The sequence below is a fragment of the Methylobacterium aquaticum genome, from assembly GCF_001043915.1.
GTDB classification, from domain to species: Bacteria; Pseudomonadota; Alphaproteobacteria; order Rhizobiales; family Beijerinckiaceae; genus Methylobacterium; species Methylobacterium aquaticum.
Genome location: NZ_LABX01000100.1, coordinates 1 through 22780, shown reverse-complemented (window position 1 = coordinate 22780; position 22780 = coordinate 1). Strand labels below are relative to the sequence as shown.

General features: G+C 71.8%; 24 protein-coding genes. 14 read left to right on the top strand and 10 right to left on the bottom strand.

Annotated features, from left to right (window positions below; all coding sequences use genetic code 11):
- Window positions 1-1206: CoA transferase (locus VP06_RS13565; protein ID WP_053081770.1), on the bottom strand; the 1206-nt coding region annotated here is incomplete at its 3' end.
- A gap of 149 nt (window positions 1207-1355) precedes the next feature.
- On the opposite strand from VP06_RS13565, the gene VP06_RS13560 reads away from it, so the two are divergent.
- Complete coding sequence (locus VP06_RS13560; protein ID WP_048464307.1) at window positions 1356-2495, top strand: citrate synthase family protein; 1140 nt, start codon at window positions 1356-1358, stop codon at window positions 2493-2495.
- 480 nt (window positions 2496-2975) lie between these two features.
- The gene (locus VP06_RS13555) at window positions 2976-5030 is read left to right on the top strand and encodes a methyl-accepting chemotaxis protein (protein WP_245291168.1); all 2055 of its coding nucleotides are present in this window, start codon (window positions 2976-2978) and stop codon (window positions 5028-5030) included.
- A gap of 105 nt (window positions 5031-5135) precedes the next feature.
- Here VP06_RS13555 and ftsY read toward each other — a convergent pair whose 3' ends face one another.
- On the bottom strand, window positions 5136-6533 hold the full coding sequence (ftsY, locus tag VP06_RS13550) for a signal recognition particle-docking protein FtsY (RefSeq protein ID WP_048464305.1): 1398 nt from the start codon (window positions 6531-6533) through the stop codon (window positions 5136-5138).
- Between the two features lie 83 nt (window positions 6534-6616).
- Between ftsY and VP06_RS13545 the strand changes: the two genes are divergently transcribed.
- The gene (locus VP06_RS13545) at window positions 6617-7300 is read left to right on the top strand and encodes an RluA family pseudouridine synthase (protein ID WP_048464304.1); all 684 of its coding nucleotides are present in this window, start codon (window positions 6617-6619) and stop codon (window positions 7298-7300) included.
- 16 nt (window positions 7301-7316) lie between these two features.
- On the opposite strand, the gene VP06_RS13540 is transcribed toward VP06_RS13545, so the two are convergent.
- The 3 genes from VP06_RS13540 to dapF form a co-directional block, all read right to left on the bottom strand.
- Entirely contained in the window at window positions 7317-8273 is a 957-nt protein-coding gene (locus VP06_RS13540) for a GGDEF domain-containing protein (RefSeq protein ID WP_048464303.1), read from the bottom strand.
- A 180-nt stretch (window positions 8274-8453) separates the two neighbouring features.
- Window positions 8454-9686, bottom strand: a complete 1233-nt coding sequence (gene mtaB, locus VP06_RS13535; protein WP_048464302.1) for a tRNA (N(6)-L-threonylcarbamoyladenosine(37)-C(2))-methylthiotransferase MtaB — start codon at window positions 9684-9686, stop codon at window positions 8454-8456.
- Window positions 9683-10570 (bottom strand): diaminopimelate epimerase, encoded by an 888-nt coding sequence (gene dapF, locus VP06_RS13530; RefSeq protein WP_048464301.1) that lies wholly within the window; start codon window positions 10568-10570, stop codon window positions 9683-9685. The genes mtaB and dapF overlap by 4 nt, the downstream gene beginning before the upstream one ends.
- Window positions 10571-10775: 205 nt before the next feature.
- Here dapF and VP06_RS13525 point away from each other — a divergent pair, with 205 nt between their 5' ends.
- On the top strand, window positions 10776-11537 hold the full coding sequence (locus VP06_RS13525; protein WP_048464300.1) for a GyrI-like domain-containing protein: 762 nt from the start codon (window positions 10776-10778) through the stop codon (window positions 11535-11537).
- 9 nt (window positions 11538-11546) lie between these two features.
- Here VP06_RS13525 and VP06_RS13520 read toward each other — a convergent pair whose 3' ends face one another.
- The 3 genes from VP06_RS13520 to VP06_RS13510 are packed head-to-tail and all read right to left on the bottom strand — an operon-like array spanning window position 11547 to window position 13083.
- Window positions 11547-12137, bottom strand: a complete 591-nt coding sequence (locus VP06_RS13520) for a DsbE family thiol:disulfide interchange protein (protein WP_048464309.1) — start codon at window positions 12135-12137, stop codon at window positions 11547-11549.
- Window positions 12138-12142: 5 nt separating this feature from the next.
- A complete protein-coding gene (gene ccmD / locus VP06_RS13515) occupies window positions 12143-12313 on the bottom strand; it encodes a heme exporter protein CcmD (protein ID WP_048464299.1) in 171 nt (56 codons plus the stop codon).
- Between the two features lie 2 nt (window positions 12314-12315).
- The gene (locus VP06_RS13510; protein WP_048464298.1) at window positions 12316-13083 is read right to left on the bottom strand and encodes a heme ABC transporter permease; all 768 of its coding nucleotides are present in this window, start codon (window positions 13081-13083) and stop codon (window positions 12316-12318) included.
- A gap of 135 nt (window positions 13084-13218) precedes the next feature.
- On the opposite strand from VP06_RS13510, the gene VP06_RS34920 reads away from it, so the two are divergent.
- Both VP06_RS34920 and VP06_RS13500 read left to right on the top strand, forming a co-directional pair.
- A complete protein-coding gene (locus VP06_RS34920; RefSeq protein WP_048464297.1) occupies window positions 13219-13392 on the top strand; it encodes a DUF1328 domain-containing protein in 174 nt (57 codons plus the stop codon).
- 44 nt (window positions 13393-13436) lie between these two features.
- Window positions 13437-13898, top strand: a complete 462-nt coding sequence (locus tag VP06_RS13500; RefSeq protein WP_048464296.1) for a GNAT family N-acetyltransferase — start codon at window positions 13437-13439, stop codon at window positions 13896-13898.
- A gap of 35 nt (window positions 13899-13933) precedes the next feature.
- Here VP06_RS13500 and ccmB read toward each other — a convergent pair whose 3' ends face one another.
- Entirely contained in the window at window positions 13934-14602 is a 669-nt protein-coding gene (gene ccmB / locus VP06_RS13495) for a heme exporter protein CcmB (protein WP_048464295.1), read from the bottom strand.
- Window positions 14602-15249 carry a heme ABC exporter ATP-binding protein CcmA gene (gene ccmA, locus VP06_RS13490; protein WP_048464294.1) on the bottom strand — a complete coding sequence of 216 codons (648 nt, stop codon included), beginning with the start codon at window positions 15247-15249 and terminating at the stop codon, window positions 14602-14604. The genes ccmB and ccmA overlap by 1 nt, the downstream gene beginning before the upstream one ends.
- Before the next feature lie 375 nt (window positions 15250-15624).
- Here ccmA and acnA point away from each other — a divergent pair, with 375 nt between their 5' ends.
- The 8 genes from acnA (at window position 15625) to VP06_RS13455 (ending at window position 22714) form a co-directional block, all read left to right on the top strand.
- Window positions 15625-18324 carry an aconitate hydratase AcnA gene (acnA, locus tag VP06_RS13485; RefSeq protein ID WP_048464293.1) on the top strand — a complete coding sequence of 900 codons (2700 nt, stop codon included), beginning with the start codon at window positions 15625-15627 and terminating at the stop codon, window positions 18322-18324.
- A gap of 159 nt (window positions 18325-18483) precedes the next feature.
- Window positions 18484-18789, top strand: a complete 306-nt coding sequence (locus tag VP06_RS13480) for a hypothetical protein (protein ID WP_048464292.1) — start codon at window positions 18484-18486, stop codon at window positions 18787-18789.
- Window positions 18786-18950, top strand: coding sequence for a hypothetical protein (locus VP06_RS36300; protein WP_156295580.1), 165 nt, complete (start codon window positions 18786-18788; stop codon window positions 18948-18950). The genes VP06_RS13480 and VP06_RS36300 overlap by 4 nt, the downstream gene beginning before the upstream one ends.
- 177 nt (window positions 18951-19127) lie before the next feature.
- Window positions 19128-19805 (top strand): hypothetical protein, encoded by a 678-nt coding sequence (locus VP06_RS13475; protein ID WP_048464291.1) that lies wholly within the window; start codon window positions 19128-19130, stop codon window positions 19803-19805.
- A gap of 348 nt (window positions 19806-20153) precedes the next feature.
- Window positions 20154-20318, top strand: coding sequence for a NepR family anti-sigma factor (locus VP06_RS13470; RefSeq protein WP_245291167.1), 165 nt, complete (start codon window positions 20154-20156; stop codon window positions 20316-20318).
- A gap of 172 nt (window positions 20319-20490) precedes the next feature.
- The gene (locus VP06_RS13465) at window positions 20491-21690 is read left to right on the top strand and encodes an alpha/beta hydrolase family protein (RefSeq protein ID WP_245291166.1); all 1200 of its coding nucleotides are present in this window, start codon (window positions 20491-20493) and stop codon (window positions 21688-21690) included.
- Between the two features lie 50 nt (window positions 21691-21740).
- Complete coding sequence (locus VP06_RS13460) at window positions 21741-22346, top strand: glutathione S-transferase family protein (RefSeq protein ID WP_048464289.1); 606 nt, start codon at window positions 21741-21743, stop codon at window positions 22344-22346.
- Between the two features lie 161 nt (window positions 22347-22507).
- Window positions 22508-22714: a hypothetical protein gene (locus VP06_RS13455; protein WP_048464288.1), complete on the top strand. Its 207-nt coding sequence runs from the start codon at window positions 22508-22510 to the stop codon at window positions 22712-22714.
- The last annotated feature ends 66 nt before the right edge of the window (window positions 22715-22780 follow it).

Below are 22780 nucleotides of genomic sequence, written 5' to 3'. Positions count from 1 at the left end.
GGCCAGGAGGGCGGCGGTGCGGGCCAGCGAGAGACGCGCCGTCGAGCCCCGCCCGGTCGCGAGGCGCCGGGTCAGGCCGTGCAGCACCGCCGCCGCCATCAGGGTGCCGGTGGCGTGATCGAGGGCCTGGACCGGCAGCGGCACCGGCCTGTCGGCGCCGGCCCCGGCCATTCCGGCCTCGGCGATCCCGCAACTCATCTGGACCAGGCTGTCGAAGCCGCGCCGGCCCCGCCACGGCCCGGTCCAGCCATAGGCGTCGAGGCTGACATCGATCAGGCCCGGCCGCAGGCGGGCCCGGGCCGCGGCGTCGAACCCGAGGCGCGCCAATGCGTCCGCCCGGTAGCCGTGGACCAGCACGTCCGCCGTGGCGAGCAACGCCTCGAATCGCGCCCGCCTGGCCGGCTGCTTCAGGTCGAGCCGGGCGCAGGTCTTGCCGAGGGTCGTCTCCGGCAGCACGCCGGGCTCGTCCCAAGACGGCGGGTCGAGGCGCAGGACCGTCGCGCCGCATCCGGCGAGAAAGCGGGTCGCGACGGGGCCGGCCAGCACCCGGGTCAGGTCGAGGACGTGCAAGCCCGCCAAAGGTCTGTCCGCCCGCGCCGCCGCGAGGCCGTCCAGCCCGGTCTCGCCCGTTTCCCACACGACCAGCGGCTCCTGCGCGACCGCTCTTCCCTGCGGATGGCGGCTCCACGCCTCGGCCGAGCGCATCGCGGCGGCACAGCCGCCGGCCGCGACCACGGCTGTTTCGAGGTCGTTTGCGGCCCAGCGCGCGACCACCGCCGCCACCGCCTCCCGCTCCGGTGCTGTACCGAGCACCGCCAGGGCGGCGTCGCGGTGATGCGGCGCGTTGGTGTGGAGCCGGATCCAGCCATCGGCGGCGCGGTAGTCGCCGGCCACGGGGTCCCAGAGCGGCGGCAGGTCCCATCCCAGGGGGTGGAGGGAGCGGGCGAACCAGAACGCCGCGAGACGCCGGTCGACGGTGACGCAGGAGGAGACGGCCTGAGGTCGGCCGAAGCGGGCCTCGACGAGTTCGGCCAGTGCCAGCCCCGCCGCCGCCACCGAGGCTGCCGCGAGGTCGCTGACCGGATAGATCGACGGAAGGGCGCCCGCCCCGGTCACCCGCACCGGCGGCGTGGTTCCGGCGCCGAAGGCGCGCCGGATCGCGTCCAGCATCGTCGCGAAGGCCGGGGTGCCCGTCTCGTTCGTCATCGCCTGCTCCCGTGTTGTGCGAGGCTGTCGGAAGAAGAGGCCGGGGCTCCTCCTCTCCCCGGCAGCCGCCCGTTTCCGGTGACAGGAGCGCGCCGAACCGGTCAGATCGTCAATCTTGATTACCCGAATCAATCTCACGACGACGCCCCGTGACCGCCTACCTCACCGCCACCGAAGCCGCCGCCCGTCTCGGCGTGAGCCGACAGACCCTCTACGCCTATGTCAGCCGCGGGCTGATCGAGGCGCATCCGACTGCCGATCCGCGGGTGCGGGCCTATGCGGCGGAGGCGGTGGCCCGTCTCGCCGAGGCCCGCCATCGCGGCCGGCGGCCGCGGGAGGTCGCCCGCGCCACCCTGGATTGGGGCCTGCCGGTCCTGGAGACCGCCGTCACGCTGATCCGCGACGGGCGCCTGTTCTACCGCGGTACGGACGCCGTCGCCTTCTCCGAGACCGCGACGCTGGAGGAGGCGGCTGCGAGGCTTTGGGCCCTGCCGCTCGCCGCCGCCTTCGGACCGGACGCGCCCCGGTCGACTCCGTGCGGCGGTGACCTGCTCGGCGCCTTCGCGGCGGCGACGGCGGACGAGCCGACGGCGCCCTGGCAGCAGGACCCGGCCCGCCTCGCCGCCGGGAGCGGTGCCCTGGTCCGTCTGCTCGCCGCCTGCGTCACCGGCCGGGCGCCGGATGCCGCCCCGCTCCACCGGCATTGCGCCGCGGCGTGGGGCCTCGATCCGGCCGGGGCGGAGGCGATCCGCCGGGCCCTGGTCCTGTGCGCCGATCACGAGCTGAACGCCTCGGGCTTCACCGCGCGCTGCGTCGCCTCGGCCGGCGCGAGCCTGCGGGCGGCAGTGGTCGGCGGCCTCGCGGCGCTGAGCGGCAGCCGCCATGGCGGCATGACCGCGCGGGTGGAGGCCCTGTGGGATGGCCTCGACGGGGCCGGCCCGGCCGCGTCGCTGCGCCGGCAACTCGCCGGCCGCGCCCGTCTGCCGGGCTTCGGCCATCCGCTCTACCCGGCGGGCGACCCGCGGGCCGCCGCGATCCTGGCGCCGCTCCTGGCGGAGGATCCGCGCCTGCGAGCCGTCGCGGCGGCGGCCGAGGATCTGACCGGGGCGAGGCCCGCCCTCGACTTCGCCCTCGTCGCCCTGCGCCGGCACCTCCGCCTGCCGCGGGGCAGCGCCTTCGGGCTGTTCGCCCTCGGCCGCTCGGTCGGCTGGATCGCCCAAGCGCTCGAGCAGCGCCAGTCCGGCGGCCTGATCCGGCCGCGGGCGGTCTATGTCGGGCCGCAGCCGTGACGGCGCACCCTGGTCGACGGCCATCGACCAGGCCGCGCCGTCACCCTGGGCACCGGTCTCAAGGAGTAGCGGTGCGGTCGTGGCGCCATGCGGCCCGCCGCGTTCTGCGGGCCCGAAGCGCCCGTGGTCAGGGCTGCCCCGGCTCCCATGGAGCCGGCCCCCAATGAGCCGGCCCCCGCCGTGAGGCGTCAAGGCGTCGTCAGAGAGCCGCCGCTGACCGGACAATCCAGATGGCCCGGTTCTCCGGCTCCGTGTCGACAGCATGGCGGCCCGACATGGTCTCCTGCCGGCCGAGAGTGTGATCGTCTGAGGCAATACTGAGCCCGTCGGTCACACAACATCGTCGGTTCGGCCGCGAAAGCCGATCGCGGTAGAAACATTCTTAATGAATTTTCAATAGAAAAACCAACAAGAGCATGGAAACCGGTGCGGCCAGGGCGAGGCAGTGCGATGTCGATAAAAACACGCTTGATTATCATATTGTCATTGATCACCGCCACCTTCGTATTGACGACCGGTCGTGATCTCCACGGTGCCTATCAGCAATGGACCCGGTCCACGCAGGCATTCCGGCTGGCGGAGACGGATCGCCTTCTCACCCACGCGCTCTCGCAACTGCGCTTCGAGCGCGGCAGCGCGGTGTCGGGGCTGGCGCTGGAACCGGCCAAGCTCGACGCCAACCTGGCGGACCTGGCCCAGCGCCGCACGCGGTCGGACGAGATGCTGTCTGGAGCGCTCGGGATCCTGGCCACCGCAGCGAAAGACGAGGGGCTCGACACCCGCTCGGTCGCCGAGAGCTACGACGCCTGGAAACGGGTCCGGTCCGAGCTTGATGCGGGGCTGGGCAAGCCGGTCGCGGCGCGCGATCCCGGCATCGCGAAGCGGATCAACGACACTTATGCAACCCTGAACACGGCCGCCGACGATCTGATCCGCGCGATTGAAAACCGGCTGCGCGCCAAGGATCCCCGCCTCTCCAACCTGCTGCGGGTGCGGGAGATGAGCTGGGCGTCGCGGTCCTACGCCGGCAACGCCCATCTGATGATCAACGATGTCCTGGCGAAGAACCGGGCGATGACGTCGAAGGAGCAGTTCGACTTCGCCGTCTTCAACCGTGAGGCGCTGTTCGCTTTCAACATCGTCCGCAGCATCACCGCCTCCGTGACGGACGCGCCCGAGCTGAAGGCCGCCACGGACCGGGCCTGGACCAGTTACTTCGACGGCCCGTTCGAAGCGCGGACCCGTGCCCTGCTGCCGGCCCTGGCCGATCCTGCCCTGCCGCGTCCGACCCTCTCTGAGTCGCGCGCCGTGTCGACGCCCGCCCTCGACACGATCGCCGCCGTCGCGCTCACGGCGGTCACCCGGCTCGAGGTCGTCGCCGCTGCCAATGCCGACGAGGCGCGGACTGAACTCGTCATCTGCTCGGCGCTCCTGTCGTTCGTTCTGGCGCTCGGGATCGGCGCGATGGTCTGGGTGGCCCGTGGCGTGACCGGGCCGCTCGCGACCATGACCGCCGCCATGCGCCGGCTGGCGGGCGGAGACACGTCCTCGCCGATCCCCTTCGGCGCCCGGCGCGACGAGATCGGCGCCATGGCGGGCGCCTTGGCGGTGTTCCGCGACACCATGATCCGCACCCGTCAGCTCGAGGAGGAGACGGCGCTCGCCCGGGCCTCGGCCGAGGAGCAGCGCCGGCTCGGCATGCGCCAGATGGCCGATGGTTTCGAGCGGGCGGTTGGCGGGATCGTCGGGACGGTGTCCGCCGCGGCGAGCGAGCTTCAGGCGACCGCCGAGAGCATGAGCGCGACCGCCGGGGAGACCGCATCCCAATCGACCGGTGCAGCGGCGGCCGCATCCCTGGCCGCGACCAACGTCGCGACCGTCGCGGCGGCCGCCGAGGAACTCGGCGCCTCGGTCTCCGAGATCGCCCGGCAGGTCACCGAGTCGTCCAGCCTGGCCCAGGCCGCGGTGACCGAGGCCAACGCCACGGCGGGGCTGGTTCAGGACCTGGCTCAGGCCGCGAGCCGCATCGGCGACGTGGTCGCGCTGATCTCCTCGATCGCCGCCCAGACCAACCTGCTCGCGCTCAACGCGACCATCGAGGCGGCCCGGGCCGGAGCGGCCGGCCGCGGCTTCGCGGTGGTGGCCGCCGAGGTCAAGGAACTCGCCGGCCAGACCGCACAGGCGACCGAGGAGATCGGGCGGCAGATCGGCCAGATCCAGGGCTCGACCGACCAGGCGGTTCGGGCGATCGGGGGGATCGGTACCCGCATCCGCGAGATCGCCGGCGTCGCGACCACGGTCGCCGCGACGGTGGAGCAGCAGGGCGCGGCGACGCAGGAGATCGTCCGTAACGTCACCCATGCCGCCGCCGGCACCGAGGAGGTGACGACGAGCATTGCCGGCGTCGCCGGTGCGGCCGAGGAAACCGGGGCCGCCGCGAGCCAGGTGCTCACCTCGGCCTCGGAATTGTCGCGCCAGTCCGAGCACCTCACTGCCGAGGTGGCGCGGTTTCTCGCGGGCGTTCGCGCCGCCTGACCCGTAAGGCGCGAGCCGGAGGGGGGCGGCCACCCGTCCCCCCCGATCGGCCTTAAGCAGATGTCGCCGAACCGGTCACCGGTTCGGCGACATCTGCTTAGCCGCTCAGCCCTTGTCGAGCCCGGCGATCGCCCGGGCGAAGTCGCGGGCGGCGAAGGGCTCGAGATCGTCGACGCCCTCGCCGACGCCGATGAAGTGGACCGGCAGGCCGAACTTGGCCGCGAGCGCCACCAGGATGCCGCCGCGGGCGGTGCCGTCGAGCTTCGTCATCACCAGCCCGGTGACGCCGGCGGCCTTCTGGAAGATCTCGACCTGGCTCAGCGCGTTCTGGCCCACCGTGGCGTCGAGGACGAGGAGCACCGCGTGGGGCGCCTCGTCGTCGAGCTTGCGGATCACCCGGATCACCTTCTCCAGCTCGGCCATCAGCCCGGTCTTGTTCTGGAGCCGGCCGGCGGTGTCGATCATCAGGATGTCGGTGCCGGCCTCGCGGGCGGCCTGGAGCGCGTCGAAGGCGAGGCCGGCGGCGTCCGACCCCTGCGGGCGGGCCACCACCGGCGCGCCGGTGCGCTCGCCCCAGACCCGCAACTGCTCGATCGCGGCGGCCCGGAAGGTGTCGCCGGCGGCCAGCATCACGCTGTGGCCCTGCGCCCGGAATTTCTGGGTCAGCTTGCCGATCGTCGTGGTCTTGCCGGCGCCGTTGACGCCGATCATCAGGATCACGAACGGCGTCTTCGTCGTGTCGACGACGAGGGGCCGGGCCACCGGCTCGAGCGCGCGCTCGACCTCCGCGGCCAGGATCGCCCGGACCTCGTCGGGGGCGATGCCCTTGTCGTAGCGGCCCTTGCCCACCGCCTCGGCGATCCGGGCCGCGGTGTCGAGGCCGAAATCGGCCTGGATCAGCGCGTCCTCCAGCTCCTCCAGGGTGTCGGCGTCGAGCTTGCGCTTGGTGAACAGGCCGGTCACCCGGTCGGACAGGGCCGAGGAGGTGCGCTTGAGGCCGCCGGTCAGCCGGCTCCACCAGCCGCGCTTCTCCTCGCTTGCCGGGGCTTGCACCGGAGGCTGGTAGATGACGAGCGGGGCGTCCGCCGCCGGGATCTCGTCGACGGGCTCGGGCTCCGGGGCCGCGGGCTCGGGCTCCTGCGATTCGGGCTCCGGGATCTCGGGCTCGGCCGCCGCCGGCACCACGCCGTCGGGCTCCACGCCCTCGACCGGCTCCAGGTCGGCGCCGGCCAGCTCGTCGGGCAGGTCGTGCGCGGGTTCGGTCTCGGGAGACGCCTCCGTCGCCGTGGGCGGCGCGGGCAGGACGTCGGCGGCGGCAGTGGCGAAGTCGGGCACACCCTCCGACAGGGTCCCGGTCGGCTCCGTCGGCATCGTCTCGGCGGGATCGGGCGCGGCGCTCTCGACGGGAGCCTCGGCGGGGGCCTCGCTCGGCGTCTCCGTCCGCGTCTCGGCCTTCCGGCCGAACAGTCGGCCGAGCCAGCCTGGCTGTTTCGTCTCACTCATCCGCACTTGCTCCAGACCCTGCGGACGATCTAGGGCGGCCTGCCCCGCACTTCGCCCGCATCCGCCGCCACTGCGACAGGCTCATGATCGTTGACGACATACTCTCGCGGCTCCTCTACCGCGATGCCCTCGTGCTCGTCATCGACAAGCCGGCGGGATTGCCGGTGCATCCGGGGCCGAAAGGCGGCGAGACGCTGACGCAGCACCTCGACGCCCTGCGCTTCGGCTTGCCACGCCGGCCGGAGGCCGCCCACCGCCTCGACCGCGACACCTCCGGCTGCCTGGCGCTCGGCCGCCACGCCAAGGCGCTCGCCCGGCTGAACGCCCTGTTCGCGCAAGGGCGCGCCGAGAAGACCTACTGGGCCCTGGTCGAGGGCGGGCCGGCGGAGGAGGCCGGCGAGATCGACTTGGCCCTGGCACGCCGCTCCGACGATCCGCGCAGCTGGTGGATGAAGGCCGATCCCTCGGGCGATCCCGCGCTGACGCGCTGGCGGGTGATGGGGCGTGATCCCGCCGCCGGGCGGACCTGGCTGGCGCTGAACCCGGTGACCGGGCGCACCCACCAGCTCCGGGTGCATTGCGCCGCCATGGGCTGGCCGATCCTCGGCGACCCCATCTACGGCAGCGCGCCGCGCCAGGGCGGGCCGGGCCTGCACCTCCACGCCCGGACGCTCGCCCTGCCGCTCTACCCGAAGAAGCCGGCGATCACCGTCGAGGCGCCGGCGCCGGGGCACATGCGGGCCGGATTGGCGGCCTGCGGCGTCTGACCGTCCCGCCGGCCCGTCAGCGCCCGGCTCCGACGACGCGGTCGCGCCCTTCGCGCTTCGCCCGGTACAGGAAGCGGTCCACTGCCCGGATCAGGTCGAGAGGGGTGGCATCCGCCGCGCAGGCGGTCGTGAGGACGCCGATGCTCGCCGTCACCACCGCGGCCACCGGGGACGCGGCATGCGGGATCGCCAGCGCCGCGATGGCGGCACGGAGCCGGTCGGCGACGGCCAGGGCCTCCGCCTCCGTGGTGTTCGGGAGCACGCAGGCGAATTCCTCGCCGCCGTAGCGTGCCGCGAGGTCGCGGTCCCGGCGCAGCGCGCCGGTCAGGGCCGCCGCGACCCGCGTCAGGCAGGCATCGCCCTCGATATGGCCGTAGCGGTCGTTGAACGCCTTGAAGGCATCGACATCGAGCAGGATCAGCGAGAGCGGCTCGCCCGTGCGGGCATGGTGCCGGATCGCCTCCGCCAGGACGGTGTCGAGGTGGCGCCGGTTCGCGAGACCCGTCAGTGCGTCGGTGATGCTGAGCACATGGATGCGGTCGTTCAGCGCCCGGAGATCGGCCTCGGCCTGCTTCTGCGCAGAGATGTCGCGCACGATCGAGCAGTTGAAGCGTCGTCCCTTGAACGTGACGAGGTTCGCCGTCACCTCGATCGGAATGGGTTCGCCCGATCGCGACGTGTTCACCGTCTCCAGCTTGATCGACCCCGTCGTTTCCAGGTCACGCCAATGCTCGCGCCAGCGCGGCTCGTCGAAGTGAGGATCGACGTCCCACACCCGCAGGTGCCGGAACTCGTCCGCCGAATAGCCGAGCAGGACGGTCGCAGCCCGGTTGACGTAGACGTATCGGGCGTCGTGATCCAGCCAGATGATCATGTCGGCGATATTGTCCAGGGAATACCGCATCAGCATGGACCAGTCCTCGTCGTCGAGAGCGACCATGCTGCCGTCGAGAGTGGTGCGGAGCGGAGGCATGTCGAGCCGATCGTCGGTGGGCCGGTGGAGCCGGGATAGACTTCCGATGAGACGCCTTCCTACGACCTCAGCGTGCAGGCGCCAAGAGATGCGGCAAGAGATGCATGGCACAGGGTCGGCGACGAGGCGGTTGTCCTTGGAACAAGTCCCCGGCGGGCCGTCACGCTTCCGCGCCGGGAATCAGGCCGCGCGCAGCACCTGCCCGTCATGGCCGGCCATCCGCAGGTCGATGAGCGACCCCGCCTCCACCCCTTCCGGCAGCCGCACCGGCAGGAACCCCTCCGTGCGCCCGATTCCGCCGCGCTCGGCGAGCACCCGGCGGGTCTCGCCGGTCTCGCGGTCGAGGCGGCGGGCGAAGGCGGCGGCGCCGGCGTCGCGCAGGCGAGCGGCCCGCTCGCGGATCGCGCCCGAGGCGACCTGCGGCATGCGGGCGGCCGGCGTGCCGGGGCGGGGTGAGTAGGGGAAGACGTGGAGCAGGGCGAGGCCGCATTCCTCGACGAGATCGAGGGAGCGGGCGAACTGCGCCTCGGTCTCGGTCGGGAAGCCGGCGATCAGGTCGGCACCGAACACTGCGTCGGGGCGCCGATTGCGGATCTCGGCGCAGAACCGGATCGCGTCGTCGCGGCCGTGGCGGCGCTTCATGCGCTTGAGGATCAGGTCGTCGCCGGCCTGGAGCGAGAGGTGGAGATGCGGCATCAGTCGCGGCTCCTCGGCGAAGGCCGCCACCAGCTCCGGATCGGCCTCGACCGAATCGATCGAGGACAGGCGCAGGCGGTCGAGGGCGGGCACCGCGCGCAGGATCGCCCGCACCAGGGCGCCGAGGGTGAGATCGCCGAGGTCGCGGCCATAGGCCGTGAGGTCGACGCCGGTCAGCACCACCTCGCGGGTGCCGGCCGCCACCAGAGCCCGGACCTGCGCCACGGCGGCGGCGAGGGGCACCGACCGCGAGTGGCCGCGGCCGAACGGGATGACGCAGAAGGTGCAGCGATGGTCGCAGCCATTCTGCACCGGCAGGAAGGCGCGGGTGCGCGCCCGCATCGGCGAGGCGTCGGGGAGCGGATCGGTCCGCGGATCCATCACGTCGTCGATCCGCACCCGTTCGGGGGAGGGGGCGGTCCAGACGCCCGGGTCGAGCTTGCGGCGGTTGCCGAGGATCTCGGCCACCTCCGGCATGGCGGCGTAGGCTTCGGTCTCGACCTGGGCGCCGCAGCCGGTGACCACCACCCGCGCCGCCGGGTTCGCCCGCGCGGCGGCCCGGATCGCCTTGCGGGCCTGCCGGCCGGCCTCGGCCGTGACCGCGCAGGTATTGACGAGGAGAAGGTCGGTCCGGCCGGCCGCTTCCGCCTGTCGGCGCATCGTCTCCGATTCGGCGGCGTTGAGGCGGCAGCCGAAGCTCAGGACGTCGACGGTCACGACGCCGCCCCGAACAGCGCGGGGGCGAAGGTGCCCTCGTGCTCCAGCTCGGTCGGGCCGGTCATGCGGACATGGTCGTCCTCGCCCCAGGCGATGCGCAGGTCGCCGCCCGGCAGGGTCACGGTGGCCTCGTGGCCGGTGAGGCGCAGGCGCGCCGCGGCCACGAGGGCGGCGCAGGCGGCGGTGCCACAGGCCCGGGTCAGCCCCGCGCCGCGCTCCCAAACCCGCAGGCGGATGTGGCCGCGGTCGACGACCTGCGCCAGCGAGATGTTGGCCCGGTCCGGGAAGATCGGGTGCGCTTCGAGCAGCGGGCCGATCCGGGCGAGGTCGTAGGTGTCGGGATCGCGCTCGACGAAGAACACCGCGTGCGGGTTGCCCATGCTGACTGCGCCCGGGGAATGCAGGACCGGATCGTCGATCGGCCCGATCTGCAACTCGATGCGGCGGGTGTCGGGAAACGGCTCGGCGAGCGGGATCTGGTCCCATGTCAGGCGCGGCGCCCCCATGTCGACGGTGAAGTCCAGGGCGGACACGCGCACCACCTCGAGGAGCCCCGGCCGTGTCTCGAGAACCAGATGCTCTCCCAGCGGCGGGCGGGCCATGACCGGATCGTCCAGCATCGCCCAGGCGACGCAGCGGGTGCCGTTGCCGCAGGCGCCGGCCTCCGACCCGTCGGTGTTGTAGATCCGGACATAGGCGTCGGTGCCCGGCGTGACGGGATCGTGCAGCACCATCATCTGGTCGAAGCGCGAGGCCGGGTCGGCCGCGATGGCGCGGGCCTCCCCGGGCTGCACCCGCAAGTCGCTCCCGCGCAGGTCCAGCACCACGATCTCGTTGCCGAGCCCGTTCATCTTCAGGAAGCGGCGATGGGCGAGGGGGGACACGGGCAGAACTCCGGAACGGTGCCGCTGAGGTGGGGATCGGGCGCTGTATGGACCAGAACCGGCGTGCAGGCGAGCGAGCCAGCATCGGACGCAAGATGTGCCTGCTCACGGATCTGCGATGCGCCCGCAACGGCTTTGCGCTTGACGCATGCGATCCATCCGGCGATGCCGGCCCACGCTTGACGCCCGGAAGGCTGCGCCCGTGATGAAGACCCGTCTCCCGACGATCGCGATCGGCCTCGCGGCCTCCCTGGCCTGCGGGGCTTCGGTTCTGGCGCAGCAACCGGCCCCGGCGCCCGCGCCGTCACCGGCCGCGCCGCCGGCCGGCACTCCGTCCCCGGCGCAATCGACCCCGCTGCCGACCACCACGGCTCCCGGACCGGGAGCCGGGACCAACCAGGCGCCGGCCCCGCCCGCCTCCGAGAAGGCGCTGCCGCCCGCAACACCCGTCCCGTCGACGGCCGGACGCGCGCCGCTCGTTGCCAATCCGGGTGATCCGTCCGACGTGGACGAGGTGACGCTGCCGGCCAAGCCCGCCGCGATCCTGTCCGGCACGGCGAAGTGGGACCAGGCGGTGCCGAGCCTCAAGGACGCCATCGCCAAGGTCGAGGCGGCGCTCGCCCAAGCCGGCATCAAGGCGACCGGCAAGCCGCTCTCGGTCTTCACCCGCACCGACGACGACGGCTTCCAGTACGAGGTGATGGTGCCGGTCGAAGCCGCCCCGACCCCGCGCCCGGCCGGCCTGCCCGACGACCTGCGCTTCGGCGCGACCCCGAGCGGCAAGGCCCTGCGCTTCACCCACAAGGGCCCCTACGAGGGGATCGACCAGACCTACGAGACGGTGACGGCCTATCTCGACGCCAAGGGCATCCTGGTCCAGGACGCCTTCGTGGAGGAATACCTGACCCCGCTCGCCAGCCCGTCCGACGAGGCGCTGGAGGTCAATATCTACGCGCTGCCGAAATAAGCCGCGCCCCTACTTCATCGCCCGCACCCGGGCCAGGAAGGCGTCGTAATTGTCCGGCGTCAGGATGCCGACGAGCTTCTCGCGGATCCGCCCGTCCGGCCCGATCACGAAGGTCTCCGGCACGCCGTAGACCCCGAGATCGATGCCGACCCGGCCGTCCTCGTCGGCGCCGACGGCCTTGAACGGGTTGCCGTGGCGGCCGAGGTAGCGGCGGCCGTTCTCGGGCTGGTCCTTGTAGTCGATGCCGACGAGGTTCACGCCGTCGCGGGCGAGGCGCACCAGCATCGGGTGCTCGATCTGGCACGGCGCGCACCACGAGGCCCAGACGTTGAGCACCGTCACCTTGCCCTTGAGGTCGGCGGCGGACAGGCCCGGCACCGCGGCGCCGCCCTCCGTCAGGCCGGTGACGGGCGGCAGGGTGAAGTCGGGCACCGGGCGTCCGATCAGGGCCGAGGGCACGGCGGAGGGATCGTAGCCGGTGGTCATGAGCTTGCCGAGGAAGATGCCGGCGAGCGCCGCGAAGGCCAGCAGCGGCAGCAGGAACGGCAGCCGCGAGCGGCGCGGCGCCTCCTCGGCCTCCTCGACCGGGTGGACGGGCATGTCGCTCACCGGCGGCCCCGCGACGGCTGCTGTGTCTGCGGCTCCTCGGCGAGCCGGGCGAGCGCCCGGTCCTGCGCCCGCCGGTCGATGAGCGCGTGGGCGACGAGGCCGAGGATCACCAGGGTGGTGAAGCCGTAGGCGCCGAGGATGAAGGCGGCGTGAGGGCCGAGATCCATGGTCAGGCGGCCTGCGGGGCGAGGAGCGCGGCGTCGAGCCGCTCCGCTTCGAGGATGGTCAGGGTGCGGACGCGGCGGCGCAGGATCTCGGTCCGCATCGCCTGGAGATGCAGGGCGAGGCCGAGCACCGAGGCGGCGGCGATCATCACCAGCAGCGGATAGAGCATGCTCGCATAGATCGTCGGCCCGCCCATCCGCAGGATCGAGGCCGGCTGGTGCAGGGTCGACCACCAGTTCACCGAGAACTTGATGATCGGCAGGTTGACGGCGCCGACGAGCGTCAGGATCGCGACCGCCCGGGCGGCGCGGTTCGGATCCTCGATCGTGCGCCACAGGGCGAGCAGCCCGCAATAGATCAGGAACAGCACCAGCATCGAGGTCAGGCGCGCGTCCCAGACCCAGTAGGTGCCCCACATCGGCTTGCCCCAGAGCGAGCCGGTGACGAGGCAGATCAGCGTGAAGGCCGCGCCGATCGGGGCCGCGGCGCGCTGCGCCACATCGGCCAGCGGATGGCGCCAGATCAGGGTGCCCAGCGCCGAGACCGCCATGGCGCCATAGAAGAACACCGCCATCCAGGCCGCCGGCACGTGGATGTACATGATCCGCACCGTCTCGCCCTGCTGGTAATCGGGCGGGACCACGAACCAGGTCAGGTACTGGCCGATGGCCAGCAGCACGATTGCGAGGCCGGCGACCCAGGGCAGGAGCGCCCCGGACCAGCGCATGAAGTGGCCGGGCTGCGCCAGCCGGGTGAGAAGACCCATCGCCATGGCGCGGGTGTAGCGCGCGGGCATCCCCGGGGGCAATGCGGACGAACGGCGCAGAGGGGTGTGGAGCGCGCGGAACGAAGCGTGGCGGTGCCGGTTAACCCCGCGACTTTTTTGAGCGACCGGAGTGCTCCCGCCATGTTGAAATGGGCGATCATCTTCTTCGTGATCTCGCTGGTGGCCGGCGCGCTGGGCTTCACCAACGTGGCGTCGGGCGCCCGCGGCATCGCCCGGCTGCTGTTCATCCTCTTCCTGGTGATCGCGGTGGTGATCGTGATCGCGGCGGTGCTGCTGGGTCAGGCGGTGTTCTAAACGGCCGCGCGCTCCCCCCGGTGCGCGGCGCCGGGGAGGGTGTGATGAACGGCACGATACGCATGGCGACGACGGACGATGCGGCGGAGATCAGCCGTGTCGTCCTCTCCGCGTTGTACGAGAGCAATGCCCGCGATTACGGCCCGGAGACGATCGCTCGGGTCGCTTTTGGCTTCGTGCCGGACGGCATTGCCGGGATGATCGCGACGCGGCAGGTCTTCGTGGCGGTAGAAGCGGGCCGCATCGTCGGTACGGCGAGTCGCGATGGTGCCGCCGTGCGCGCCGTTTTCGTCGCGCCCGAGGCACAGGGGCGCGGCATCGGGCGGCACCTGATGGCCGAGGTGGACCGCGCCGCCCGGACGGCCGGCATCGCAACGCTGACCTTGCAATCCTCGCTGACGGCGGTGGGCTTCTACGCGCAGCTCGGGTTCAGGGCGGTGCGAGAGCACCGGCACGGCGAGGAGCGGACGATCGTCATGGAACGGCATGCCCACGTGACGGCATGACCACCTCCGCTCACGGCCTTCGCGCGGCCTGAGCCCTATTCCCCCCACCGCAACGCTGCCGCTGCCGCCAGCGTCCCGACCACCCCGGCCACCAGGCTCAACGCCCCCAGGATCGCCAGCGGCGTCGCGAACGGCACCGTGCCGCCGAGCGCCGCATCCGCCGCCGAGACGCCGAAGATCAGGGTCGGCACCATCAGGGGCAGCACCACCACGGCGAGGATCAGGCCGCCGCGGCGGATCGAGGCGGTGAGCGCCGCGCCGACGGCGCCGATGAAGGTCAGCGCCGGGGTGCCGACGAGGAGCGTCAGGCTGGTCGCCGCCATGCCGGTCGGGCTGAGCGCGACGAGGAGGCCGAAGAGCGGGGTGGCGAGCGCCAGAGGCAGGCCGGTGGTGAGCCAGTGCGCCGTGACCTTGGCGAGCACCAGCACTTCCAGCGGGGCAGGGGCACCGGTGAGGAGATCGAGGGAGCCGTCCTCCTCGTCGGCCTGGAACAGCCGGTCGAGCCCGATCAGGGTCGCCAGCACCGCGGCGATCCACAGGATGCCGGGGCCGATCCGGGCGAGCAGATTCAGGTCGGGTCCGAGGCCGAACGGCACCAGGGCGACGATCATCAGGAAGAAGACGAGGGACAGGGCTCCCGAGCCGCCGATGCGGCCGGCGAGCCGTAGGTCGCGGGCGACCACCGCCAGGAAGGCGCGGCCCATCAGAACGCCTCCGCGAAGGGATCGGTCGCGCGGTCGGCCCGGCCGGTGCGGAACGCCTCGACGGACAAGTCCCGGGCGTCCTCCAGGCCGAGCGCCTGATGGGTGGCGGCGATGACGAGGCCGCCTTGCGCCAGGTGCTCGCGCATCAGCCCGGCGAGCGCCGCTTGCGAGGCGACGTCGAGGGCGGCGGTGGGCTCGTCGAGGAGCCAGAGCGGCCGGCGGCAGACGAGGAGCCGGGCGAGCGCCACCCGCCGCCGCTGGCCGGCCGAGAGATAGGCCACCGGCAAACCCGCCGCATGGGCGAGGCCGAGGCGGGCCAGCGCTTCGCGCGGGGCGAGATCGGCATCTCCCAGAAGGTCGCGGGCGAAGGCGAGGTTCTCCTCGGCGGTGAGCGCTCCCTTCAACCCGTCGCGATGGCCGACGACGTGGAGGCATTCCGGGATCGTGCGCTCCCCGACCTCCTCGGCCACGAGCCGCCCGGCCTCGGGCCGCAGCCGCCCGGCGAGGATGGCGAGCAGCGACGATTTGCCGGCCCCGTTGCGGCCGGTGACGGTCAGCGCCTCGCCGGCCTCCAGGGTGAAGGAGAGACCGGAAAAGATGCGGCGGCCGGAGCGCCGGCAGGCGAGATCCTCGGCGATCAGGCGCAAGGGCAGGGGTCTCCGGCAGCGGGGGCGAGGCGGGGAGGGCGGACCGCGTTTACGCTATGGCGGCCCCGGCGAGAATGACCGATCGCCCAGCCACCAGACCCGTAGCGGCCAGTTTCGAAGTGTTCTATACGCATCTCCGGCTGCGCCGCGCGACCTTCAGAGGCGTCCAAACCGTCCTTCGCGCATCCCAGTCCGGGCACCCCCGGGGCGGCGCGCGCACCGTCCGATTCTTAGCCGGCAGGCGAGGGCGGGCGGCACACGGGCGCGTTCCTTGCGTGATGCAGGTCCGCCCCAAAGCGCATCCGGCCGAACACTTCAGTTGTGGCGCAGGTCCTGCCTGCGCCGTGTTCGACAACCCCTCGCGAGGACCACGCCGTGGCATCGATCGACAGCTTCAAGGCCCGCCAGACACTCCAGGCCGGCGGGAAGACCTACACCATCTACGCGATTCCCGAGGCCGAGAAGAACGGCCTGCCGGATGCGAGCCGCCTGCCTTTCTCCATGAAGGTGCTGCTCGAGAACCTGCTGCGCTACGAGGACGACCGCTCGGTCAAGAAGGCCGACATCGAGGCCGTGGTCGGCTGGCTCGAGAACCGCGGCAAGACCGAGGTCGAGATCGCGTTCCGCCCCGCCCGCGTGCTGATGCAGGACTTCACCGGCGTGCCGGCGGTGGTCGATCTCGCGGCGATGCGCGACGCCATGGTGGCGCTCGGCGGCGACCCGCAGAAGATCAACCCGCTGGTCCCGGTCGACCTCGTCATCGACCACTCGGTCATCGTCGACGAGTTCGGCACCCCGAAGGCTCTCGCCGACAACGTGGCGCTGGAATACGAGCGCAACGGTGAGCGCTACACCTTCCTGAAATGGGGCCAGTCGGCCTTCGACAATTTCTCCGTGGTGCCCCCGGGCACCGGCATCTGCCACCAGGTCAATCTCGAATACCTGTCGCAGACGGTGTGGACGAAGCCCTTCGAGGGCACCGAGGTGGCCTACCCGGATTCGCTGGTCGGCACCGACTCGCACACCACGATGGTCAACGGGCTGGCCGTGCTCGGCTGGGGCGTCGGCGGCATCGAGGCCGAGGCGGCGATGCTCGGCCAGCCTTTGTCGATGCTGATCCCCGAGGTCGTCGGCTTCAAGCTGTCGGGCAAGCTGCCGGAGGGCACCACCGCCACCGACCTCGTGCTCACCGTCACGCAGATGCTGCGCAAGAAGGGCGTGGTCGGCAAGTTCGTCGAATTCTACGGCCCCGGCCTCGACGACATGTCGGTCGCCGACCGTGCCACGATCTCCAACATGGCGCCGGAATACGGCGCGACCTGCGGCTTCTTCCCGGTCGACCAGAAGACCATCGACTTCCTGAAGGTCACCGGCCGCGCCGACGACCGCATTGCTCTCGTCGAGGCTTACGCCAAGGCTCAAGGGATGTGGCGTGACGCGGAGACCCCGGACCCGGTCTTCACCGATACGCTCGCCCTCGACATGGGCGACGTGAAGCCCTCGCTCGCCGGCCCGAAGCGTCCGCAGGACCGGGTGCTCCTCGACGGCGCCAAGCCCGGCTTCGCCCAGTCGATGGAGACCGAGTTCAGACGCGCGGCCGACATCGCCACGCGCTATCCGGTCGAGGGCGCGAATTTCGACATCGGCCACGGCGACGTGGTGATCGCCGCGATCACGAGCTGCACCAACACCTCGAACCCGAGCGTGATGATCGGCGCCGGGCTTCTCGCCCGCAACGCCGTCGCCAAGGGCCTGCGCTCCAAGCCCTGGGTGAAGACCTCGCTCGCCCCCGGATCCCAGGTCGTCGCCGAGTACCTGGACAAGGCCGGCCTGCAATCGAGCCTCGATGCGCTCGGCTTCAACCTCGTCGGCTTCGGCTGCACCACCTGCATCGGCAATTCGGGCCCGCTGCCGGCGGCGATCTCGAAGTCGATCAACGACAACGACGTGGTGGCCGCCGCGGTGCTCTCGGGCAACCGCAACTTCGAGGGCCGGGTGAACCCCGACGTTAGGGCGAACTATCTCGCCTCGCCGCCGCTCGTCGTCGCCTACGCGCTCGCCGGCTCGATGCAGATCGACATCACCTCGGAGCCCCTCGGCACCGGCTCGGACGGCCAGCCGGTCTACCTGAAGGACATCTGGCCCTCGACCGCCGAGGTGCAGGAATTCATCGAGGCCAACATCACGTCGACCCTGTTCAAGTCGCGCTACGCCGACGTGTTCGGCGGTGACCAGAACTGGAAGGACGTCGAGGTCACCGAGGCCGAGACCTTCGCGTGGAACGCGGGCTCGACCTATGTCCAGAACCCGCCCTACTTCGTCGGGATGGAAAAGACCCCGAAGCCGGTGGAGGACGTGGTCAATGCCCGTATCCTCGGCCTGTTCCTCGACTCGATCACCACCGACCACATCTCGCCCGCCGGCAATATCCGGGCGGCCTCGCCGGCCGGCAAGTACCTCCAGGACCGCCAGGTCCGGGTGCAGGACTTCAACCAGTACGGCACCCGCCGCGGCAACCACGAAGTCATGATGCGGGGCACCTTCGCCAATATCCGCATCAAGAACCAGATGGTGAAGGACGAGTCCGGCAGCGTGGTCGAGGGCGGCTACACCCTGTACCAGCCGTCGGGCGAGCGGATGTTCATCTACGACGCGGCGATGCGCTACGAGCAGGAGGGCACCCCGCTGGTGGTGTTCGCCGGCAAGGAATACGGCACCGGCTCCTCGCGCGACTGGGCGGCGAAGGGCACCAAGCTGCTGGGCGTCCGCGCCGTGATCGCCGAGAGCTTCGAGCGCATCCACCGCTCGAACCTCGTCGGCATGGGCGTGGTGCCGCTGGTGTTCCAGGGCGACGCCTCCTGGGCCTCGCTGGGCCTCAAGGGCGACGAGACCGTGACGATCGAGGGCCTGGCGGGCGAGCTGAAGCCGCGCCAGACGCTCACCGCCACGATCACCTCGGCCGACGGTTCGGTGAAGGAGGTCCCGCTGACCTGCCGCATCGATACGCTCGACGAGCTGGAGTACTTCCGCAACGGCGGCATCCTGCCTTACGTGCTGCGCCAGCTCGCGGCGTGAGGAGAGGGCCCTCGCCCCTCCGATGACAGCCGGAGGGCGGGGGCCCGAAGATCCGTGGGCCGGAGATCCGTGGGTCTCAGACAGGCTCTGCGGGAACCGCCATCACGACGGGGGCCTTTCCGCCAGGAAGGGCCCTTTTCGCTTCTCGGGAGATGCGCGATGAGCCCAGACGACAAGATCAACGGCCTGACCACGCTCTCGGCCCGCCACGGCGAGATGATCGCCCGGCTCTCCGAGGCGCAATCGGACGTCGCCGCCAAGCAGGTGGCGTTGCAGATGGCGGTGCGCTTCGTCGCCGGCATCCTGCGGGGGATCGATTCCGACCATTACCGCCATCAGCTCGGCGGCTTCCTCGCCATGCTGGACGATGCCCTGACCCGCGAGGATCCGGATTCCGACCTCGCCCGGCGGGTGCTCGACACCGTCAAGGCGACGCTGGAGCCGGAGGAGGCCGACGAGGAATGAGACTGACCCGCGCCATCAGCGAGAAGTGCGACGCGAGAATCCATCGGCGCTTTCTCGATCTCGGCGTGGAAGATTTTACCTGGGATGCCGGCCGCAACGGCACGGACTGGTCGCGGGCCAACCCGGTCGTCGAGCCGCATTGCAGCTTGGTCGTCGGGTAACTCCCCGCGCCCATCGCCGTGTCCCGCGGTGCGGGAGCCGGAGTGCCCCGCCGGCGCGGGCCGCATGAGGCCGGGTCCCGTCCATTCACGTGTGCGCGAGACGCATGTCCGGCGCGGCGCGGCGAGCCATAACGGGCGAGGCTTGGATTCTCGAGCCTGCCTCCCGGAGTGTGTTCCATGCCCCTTCTCAGGACGATCGCTGCCGCTGGCCTGATGCTGGCCGCAGGCTTTCCCGTCGGCGCCGCTCTCGCCGCGCCCCAGGTCGAGCGCCTGCGCGGCACGATCGAGCGCGTCGAGGCGGATGCGGTGACCATCCGCACCCGCGCCGGGACGGTGGAGACGATCCGCCTCGGCCCCGGCACGCGGGTGGGACAACTGGCGCCGGCGAGCCTCGACCAGGTCAAGGACGGTAGCTTCATCGGCACCGCCGCCAAGGCCGGCGCCAAGCCCGGCGACCCGCCTGTCGCCCTCGAAGTGCTGATCTTCCCGGAGGCGATGCGCGGCACCGGCGAGGGGCACGGCCCCTGGGACCGGTTGCCCGATCGCTCCGGCCCGGTCGAGACGAGCATGACGAACGGCACGGTCGGTGCGCCGGAGGTTGAGACCCGCATGACGAACGGCACCGTCGCGGGCGGTTCCGAGGTCGGCACCGGCCGCACCCTCACGGTGTCCTACAAGGGTCGGAGCCTCGCGGTCACGGTGCCGCCGGGCACGCCGGTCGTGATGCTGGAGCCGGCCGACCGGGCGGTGCTGGTGCCGGGCGCCAAGGTCTTCGCCTCGGCCATCCGGGACGGCGATCGCCTCGACGCGCGCAGCGTCTCGGTCGGCAAGGACGGCCTGACGCCGCCGATGTAGGGCGCCCGCCGGACACCCGGTCGTCGTTATGGTGAACGGCCGGTAAGCGCCGTGGCGCACATGGAAATCGGTCGCGGCCCCCTGCTGCCGGGCAGGGGGCCGCGTCCGTATCGTGATCCTGCCCGAAAAACCGGCGCAACTGCCCTGCCGGAAGCGCGTTGTTCAGGGCGAGCCGGCGATCCGGCACGACATCTCGGCCGTGAGCCACCGACCGACCATTCCCCGATTGGGTGCCTGTTCGCGCCGCAAACCTCGCCCTCGTCCGCCACGGAGTCGGAACGTCTGTTCCGTAATCGCGCCATGAAGTTGATCCCGAGCAATCACGCCGCGAGCTACGGACAGACGCACATGACCGCGTCGTCTCTGGCCGACGCGCTGCTGCTCGCCAAGATCGGGCACGACTTGCGGGCGCTGTACACCGGCGTGACCGACGAGCCGGTCCCGCAGGAACTCGACACGCTGATCGGCCGGCTGCATGCGGTGCTCGGCGACGAGCCGGAGAGCGATCGCTAGAGACCCTGTCACGGACGCGCCGGGACTCGGCGCCCGCTCCTCGCAACCGGCATGTGACTGTACCGCGGAAGAGACAAGTTCGGGAACGGTCGTGCCGGCGCGCGATCGCGCCTTGAGTGCCGGCGCGAAACAGTGTGGGGTGCGCCTCCCGAGCCGCCAGCCCCCCAGCCTCATGCCCGCGCTGTTCCGCCTTCCCGTCGCCCTTCCGCTCATCCTCGGCCTCGTGATCGGCCTCGGCGCGCCCGGAGCGGGGGCCGCCACGCCCCCCGTGCAGCCGAAGGACGGGCCGGGAGGGCAAGCCTACGCTGCCGCGAGCGTGGTGAAGCGGGTGCTCGGCCGGGCCGGCGCGGTGACGCTCGCCTATTACGGCAACGGGGCGGCCCCGGCCGAGGGGCGGCCGGTGGCGGTGCTGTTGCACGCCTGGGGCGCGGTGAACCCGCAAGCCTATGGCTCCTGGATCGAGCACCTCGCGCGCTCGGGCTATCTCGTGCTGTTCCCGCGCTTCCAGGAGGTCGGCCGCACCCGCCCGGTCCTTGCGAGCGGCATCGCCGCGACCCTGGTCAAGGACGCCCTGGCCGAACTCGCCGGCGACCAGGAGGCCAAGCCGGATACGAACCGCGTCGCACTGATCGGCCATCTCGCCGGCGTCCCGCTCGCCGCCAATCTCGCGGCCCATGCGCGTGTGACCGGTCTGCCGGTGCCGCGGCTGATCTTCGGCGCCATGCCGGGCGGTATCGCCCGGGACGACAAGGCCCGGGGCATCGCGCTCCACGACCTGAACGAGATCGACCCCGCGACGCTGATCGTGACGGTGATCGGCGACCGGGATGCCCGCGCCGCCGACATCGCCGCCCGGCGCGTGATGCGGGACGCGAGCGCGGTGCCGACCGACCACAAGCTGATGGTCCGCACCCTCTCCGACGATCACGGCTTTCCGGCCCTCTCCGCCACCCTGGCCGCGCCGGCCGGCGGCAACGCCGCCTACGACATCGCGCAACTCAAGCTGCCGACCCCCGATCCGAAGCAGAAGCCGGCGCCGTTCAAGTGGTCGCCCGACATGACGCTGACCGGGGAGCAGACCGTTTTGGTCGGGCAGATCAACGCCGCCGGCACCGACAGCCTCGACTACCTCGCCTTCTGGAAGACCTTTGACATGGCGGCGGCCGCGGCCTTCTCGGGCCAGAACGCCGCGAGCCTGAAGAGCAATCCGCGCTTCATCGACATGGAGCGCTGGAGCGACGGCTGGCCGGTGCGCCGCCTGAGCCTCGAAACCCCGCGCCCGCCGGCCCCACCCAAGCCCGCGGCGCCGGGTGCCGCTCCAGTGGGGGCCAAACCCGCCACCAAGCCGACCACGTCCGGCCGGGGGCAGTGAGCCGGCGTCACGGACAGGGTCACCGACACGACGCATTCCGGAGGAATCCCGTGAAGCTCTTCTACGCCAAAGCCTCTCCCTTCGTCCGCAAGGTGCTGGTCGTCGCCCACGAACTCGGGCTGTTCGACCGGATCGAGCTGCTGCCCGCGGCGGCCCACCCGATCAACCGCGACGCCACCATCCGGGCGCAGAACCCCCTCGGGCAGGTGCCGACCCTGATCCTCGACGACGGTACGGCGCTCGCCGACAGCCGGGTGATCTGCGAATACCTCGACCATCTGGGCGGGGGCGGCGTCTTCCCGGCGCCGGGCCCGGCACGCTGGACGGCGCTCGTCGCGCAATCAACTGGTGACGGCCTGCTCGATGCGGCGTTGCTCTGCGTCTACGAGACCCGGGTGCGCCAGGAGACCGAGCGGTCGCCGGCCTGGGTCGCCGGCCAGCGGGAGAAGATCGGCGACGCGCTGGCGCAGATCGAGGCGGCGGCGCCCGGCTTGGGCGAGCGGGTCGACATTGCCACCATCACGTATGGCTGCGCCCTGGGCTATCTCGACCTGCGCCTCCCCGATCTCGGCTGGCGCGGGCGCGCCCCGGCGGCGGCGGAGTGGTATGCCGGTTTCGGTGAGCGCCCGTCGATGCAGGCGACCCGGCCGGAGTGAGGCATCGGCGCGGCGACCGGCGCGGGTGATCTGGCGCGGCTCTTGCGATCCTTCGGGGGAGACCGGCTTCGGGCAAGCTTGCCCGGGTTTCATGGTCGCGCCGCGTGCCGCTGGCCCATCGGGCGAGGCGGTCGCATCCTCGCCTGCGGGGGGTCTCACCCATGAACGACTTCGTCGCGCTCCTGCTTGCCGCCCTGATCTTCTGCCTCGGCTATGCGGCGGCCGGCTGGGCCGTGCGTTTGGCCGTGCGGTTCGATCTCGGCCATGCCCATCTCGGCGAGGGGAGCCTCGCCCAGCTCGGCCTCGCGCTGGCCGTCGCCGTCGCGGCCTGGCGCTTCGCCCGGCGGATGGGCCCCGCCCAGGCCTGACCCGCCGGTCCCGCCCGATCCCTACCGGCGGGGATCCAAGCGGGGGGATCTATGCGGGCGGGGATC

Excerpts from the sequence above, each read along its gene's own strand:
- ftsY (WP_048464305.1), bottom strand. The coding sequence starts at position 6,533 with ATGAGTGAGACGAAACAGCCAGGCTGGCTCGGCCGACTGTTCGGCCGG.
- VP06_RS13545 (WP_048464304.1), top strand. The coding sequence starts at position 6,617 with ATGATCGTTGACGACATACTCTCGCGGCTCCTCTACCGCGATGCCCTC.
- VP06_RS13540 (WP_048464303.1), bottom strand. The coding sequence starts at position 8,273 with ATGCCTCCGCTCCGCACCACTCTCGACGGCAGCATGGTCGCTCTCGAC.
- VP06_RS13525 (WP_048464300.1), top strand. The coding sequence starts at position 10,776 with ATGAAGACCCGTCTCCCGACGATCGCGATCGGCCTCGCGGCCTCCCTG.
- VP06_RS13520 (WP_048464309.1), bottom strand. The coding sequence starts at position 12,137 with ATGCCCGTCCACCCGGTCGAGGAGGCCGAGGAGGCGCCGCGCCGCTCG.
- ccmD (WP_048464299.1), bottom strand. The coding sequence starts at position 12,313 with ATGGATCTCGGCCCTCACGCCGCCTTCATCCTCGGCGCCTACGGCTTC.
- VP06_RS13510 (WP_048464298.1), bottom strand. The coding sequence starts at position 13,083 with ATGGCGATGGGTCTTCTCACCCGGCTGGCGCAGCCCGGCCACTTCATG.
- VP06_RS34920 (WP_048464297.1), top strand. The coding sequence starts at position 13,219 with ATGTTGAAATGGGCGATCATCTTCTTCGTGATCTCGCTGGTGGCCGGC.
- VP06_RS13500 (WP_048464296.1), top strand. The coding sequence starts at position 13,437 with ATGAACGGCACGATACGCATGGCGACGACGGACGATGCGGCGGAGATC.
- ccmB (WP_048464295.1), bottom strand. The coding sequence starts at position 14,602 with ATGGGCCGCGCCTTCCTGGCGGTGGTCGCCCGCGACCTACGGCTCGCC.
- VP06_RS13480 (WP_048464292.1), top strand. The coding sequence starts at position 18,484 with ATGAGCCCAGACGACAAGATCAACGGCCTGACCACGCTCTCGGCCCGC.
- VP06_RS36300 (WP_156295580.1), top strand. The coding sequence starts at position 18,786 with ATGAGACTGACCCGCGCCATCAGCGAGAAGTGCGACGCGAGAATCCAT.
- VP06_RS13475 (WP_048464291.1), top strand. The coding sequence starts at position 19,128 with ATGCCCCTTCTCAGGACGATCGCTGCCGCTGGCCTGATGCTGGCCGCA.
- VP06_RS13470 (WP_245291167.1), top strand. The coding sequence starts at position 20,154 with ATGACCGCGTCGTCTCTGGCCGACGCGCTGCTGCTCGCCAAGATCGGG.
- VP06_RS13465 (WP_245291166.1), top strand. The coding sequence starts at position 20,491 with ATGCCCGCGCTGTTCCGCCTTCCCGTCGCCCTTCCGCTCATCCTCGGC.
- VP06_RS13455 (WP_048464288.1), top strand. The coding sequence starts at position 22,508 with ATGAACGACTTCGTCGCGCTCCTGCTTGCCGCCCTGATCTTCTGCCTC.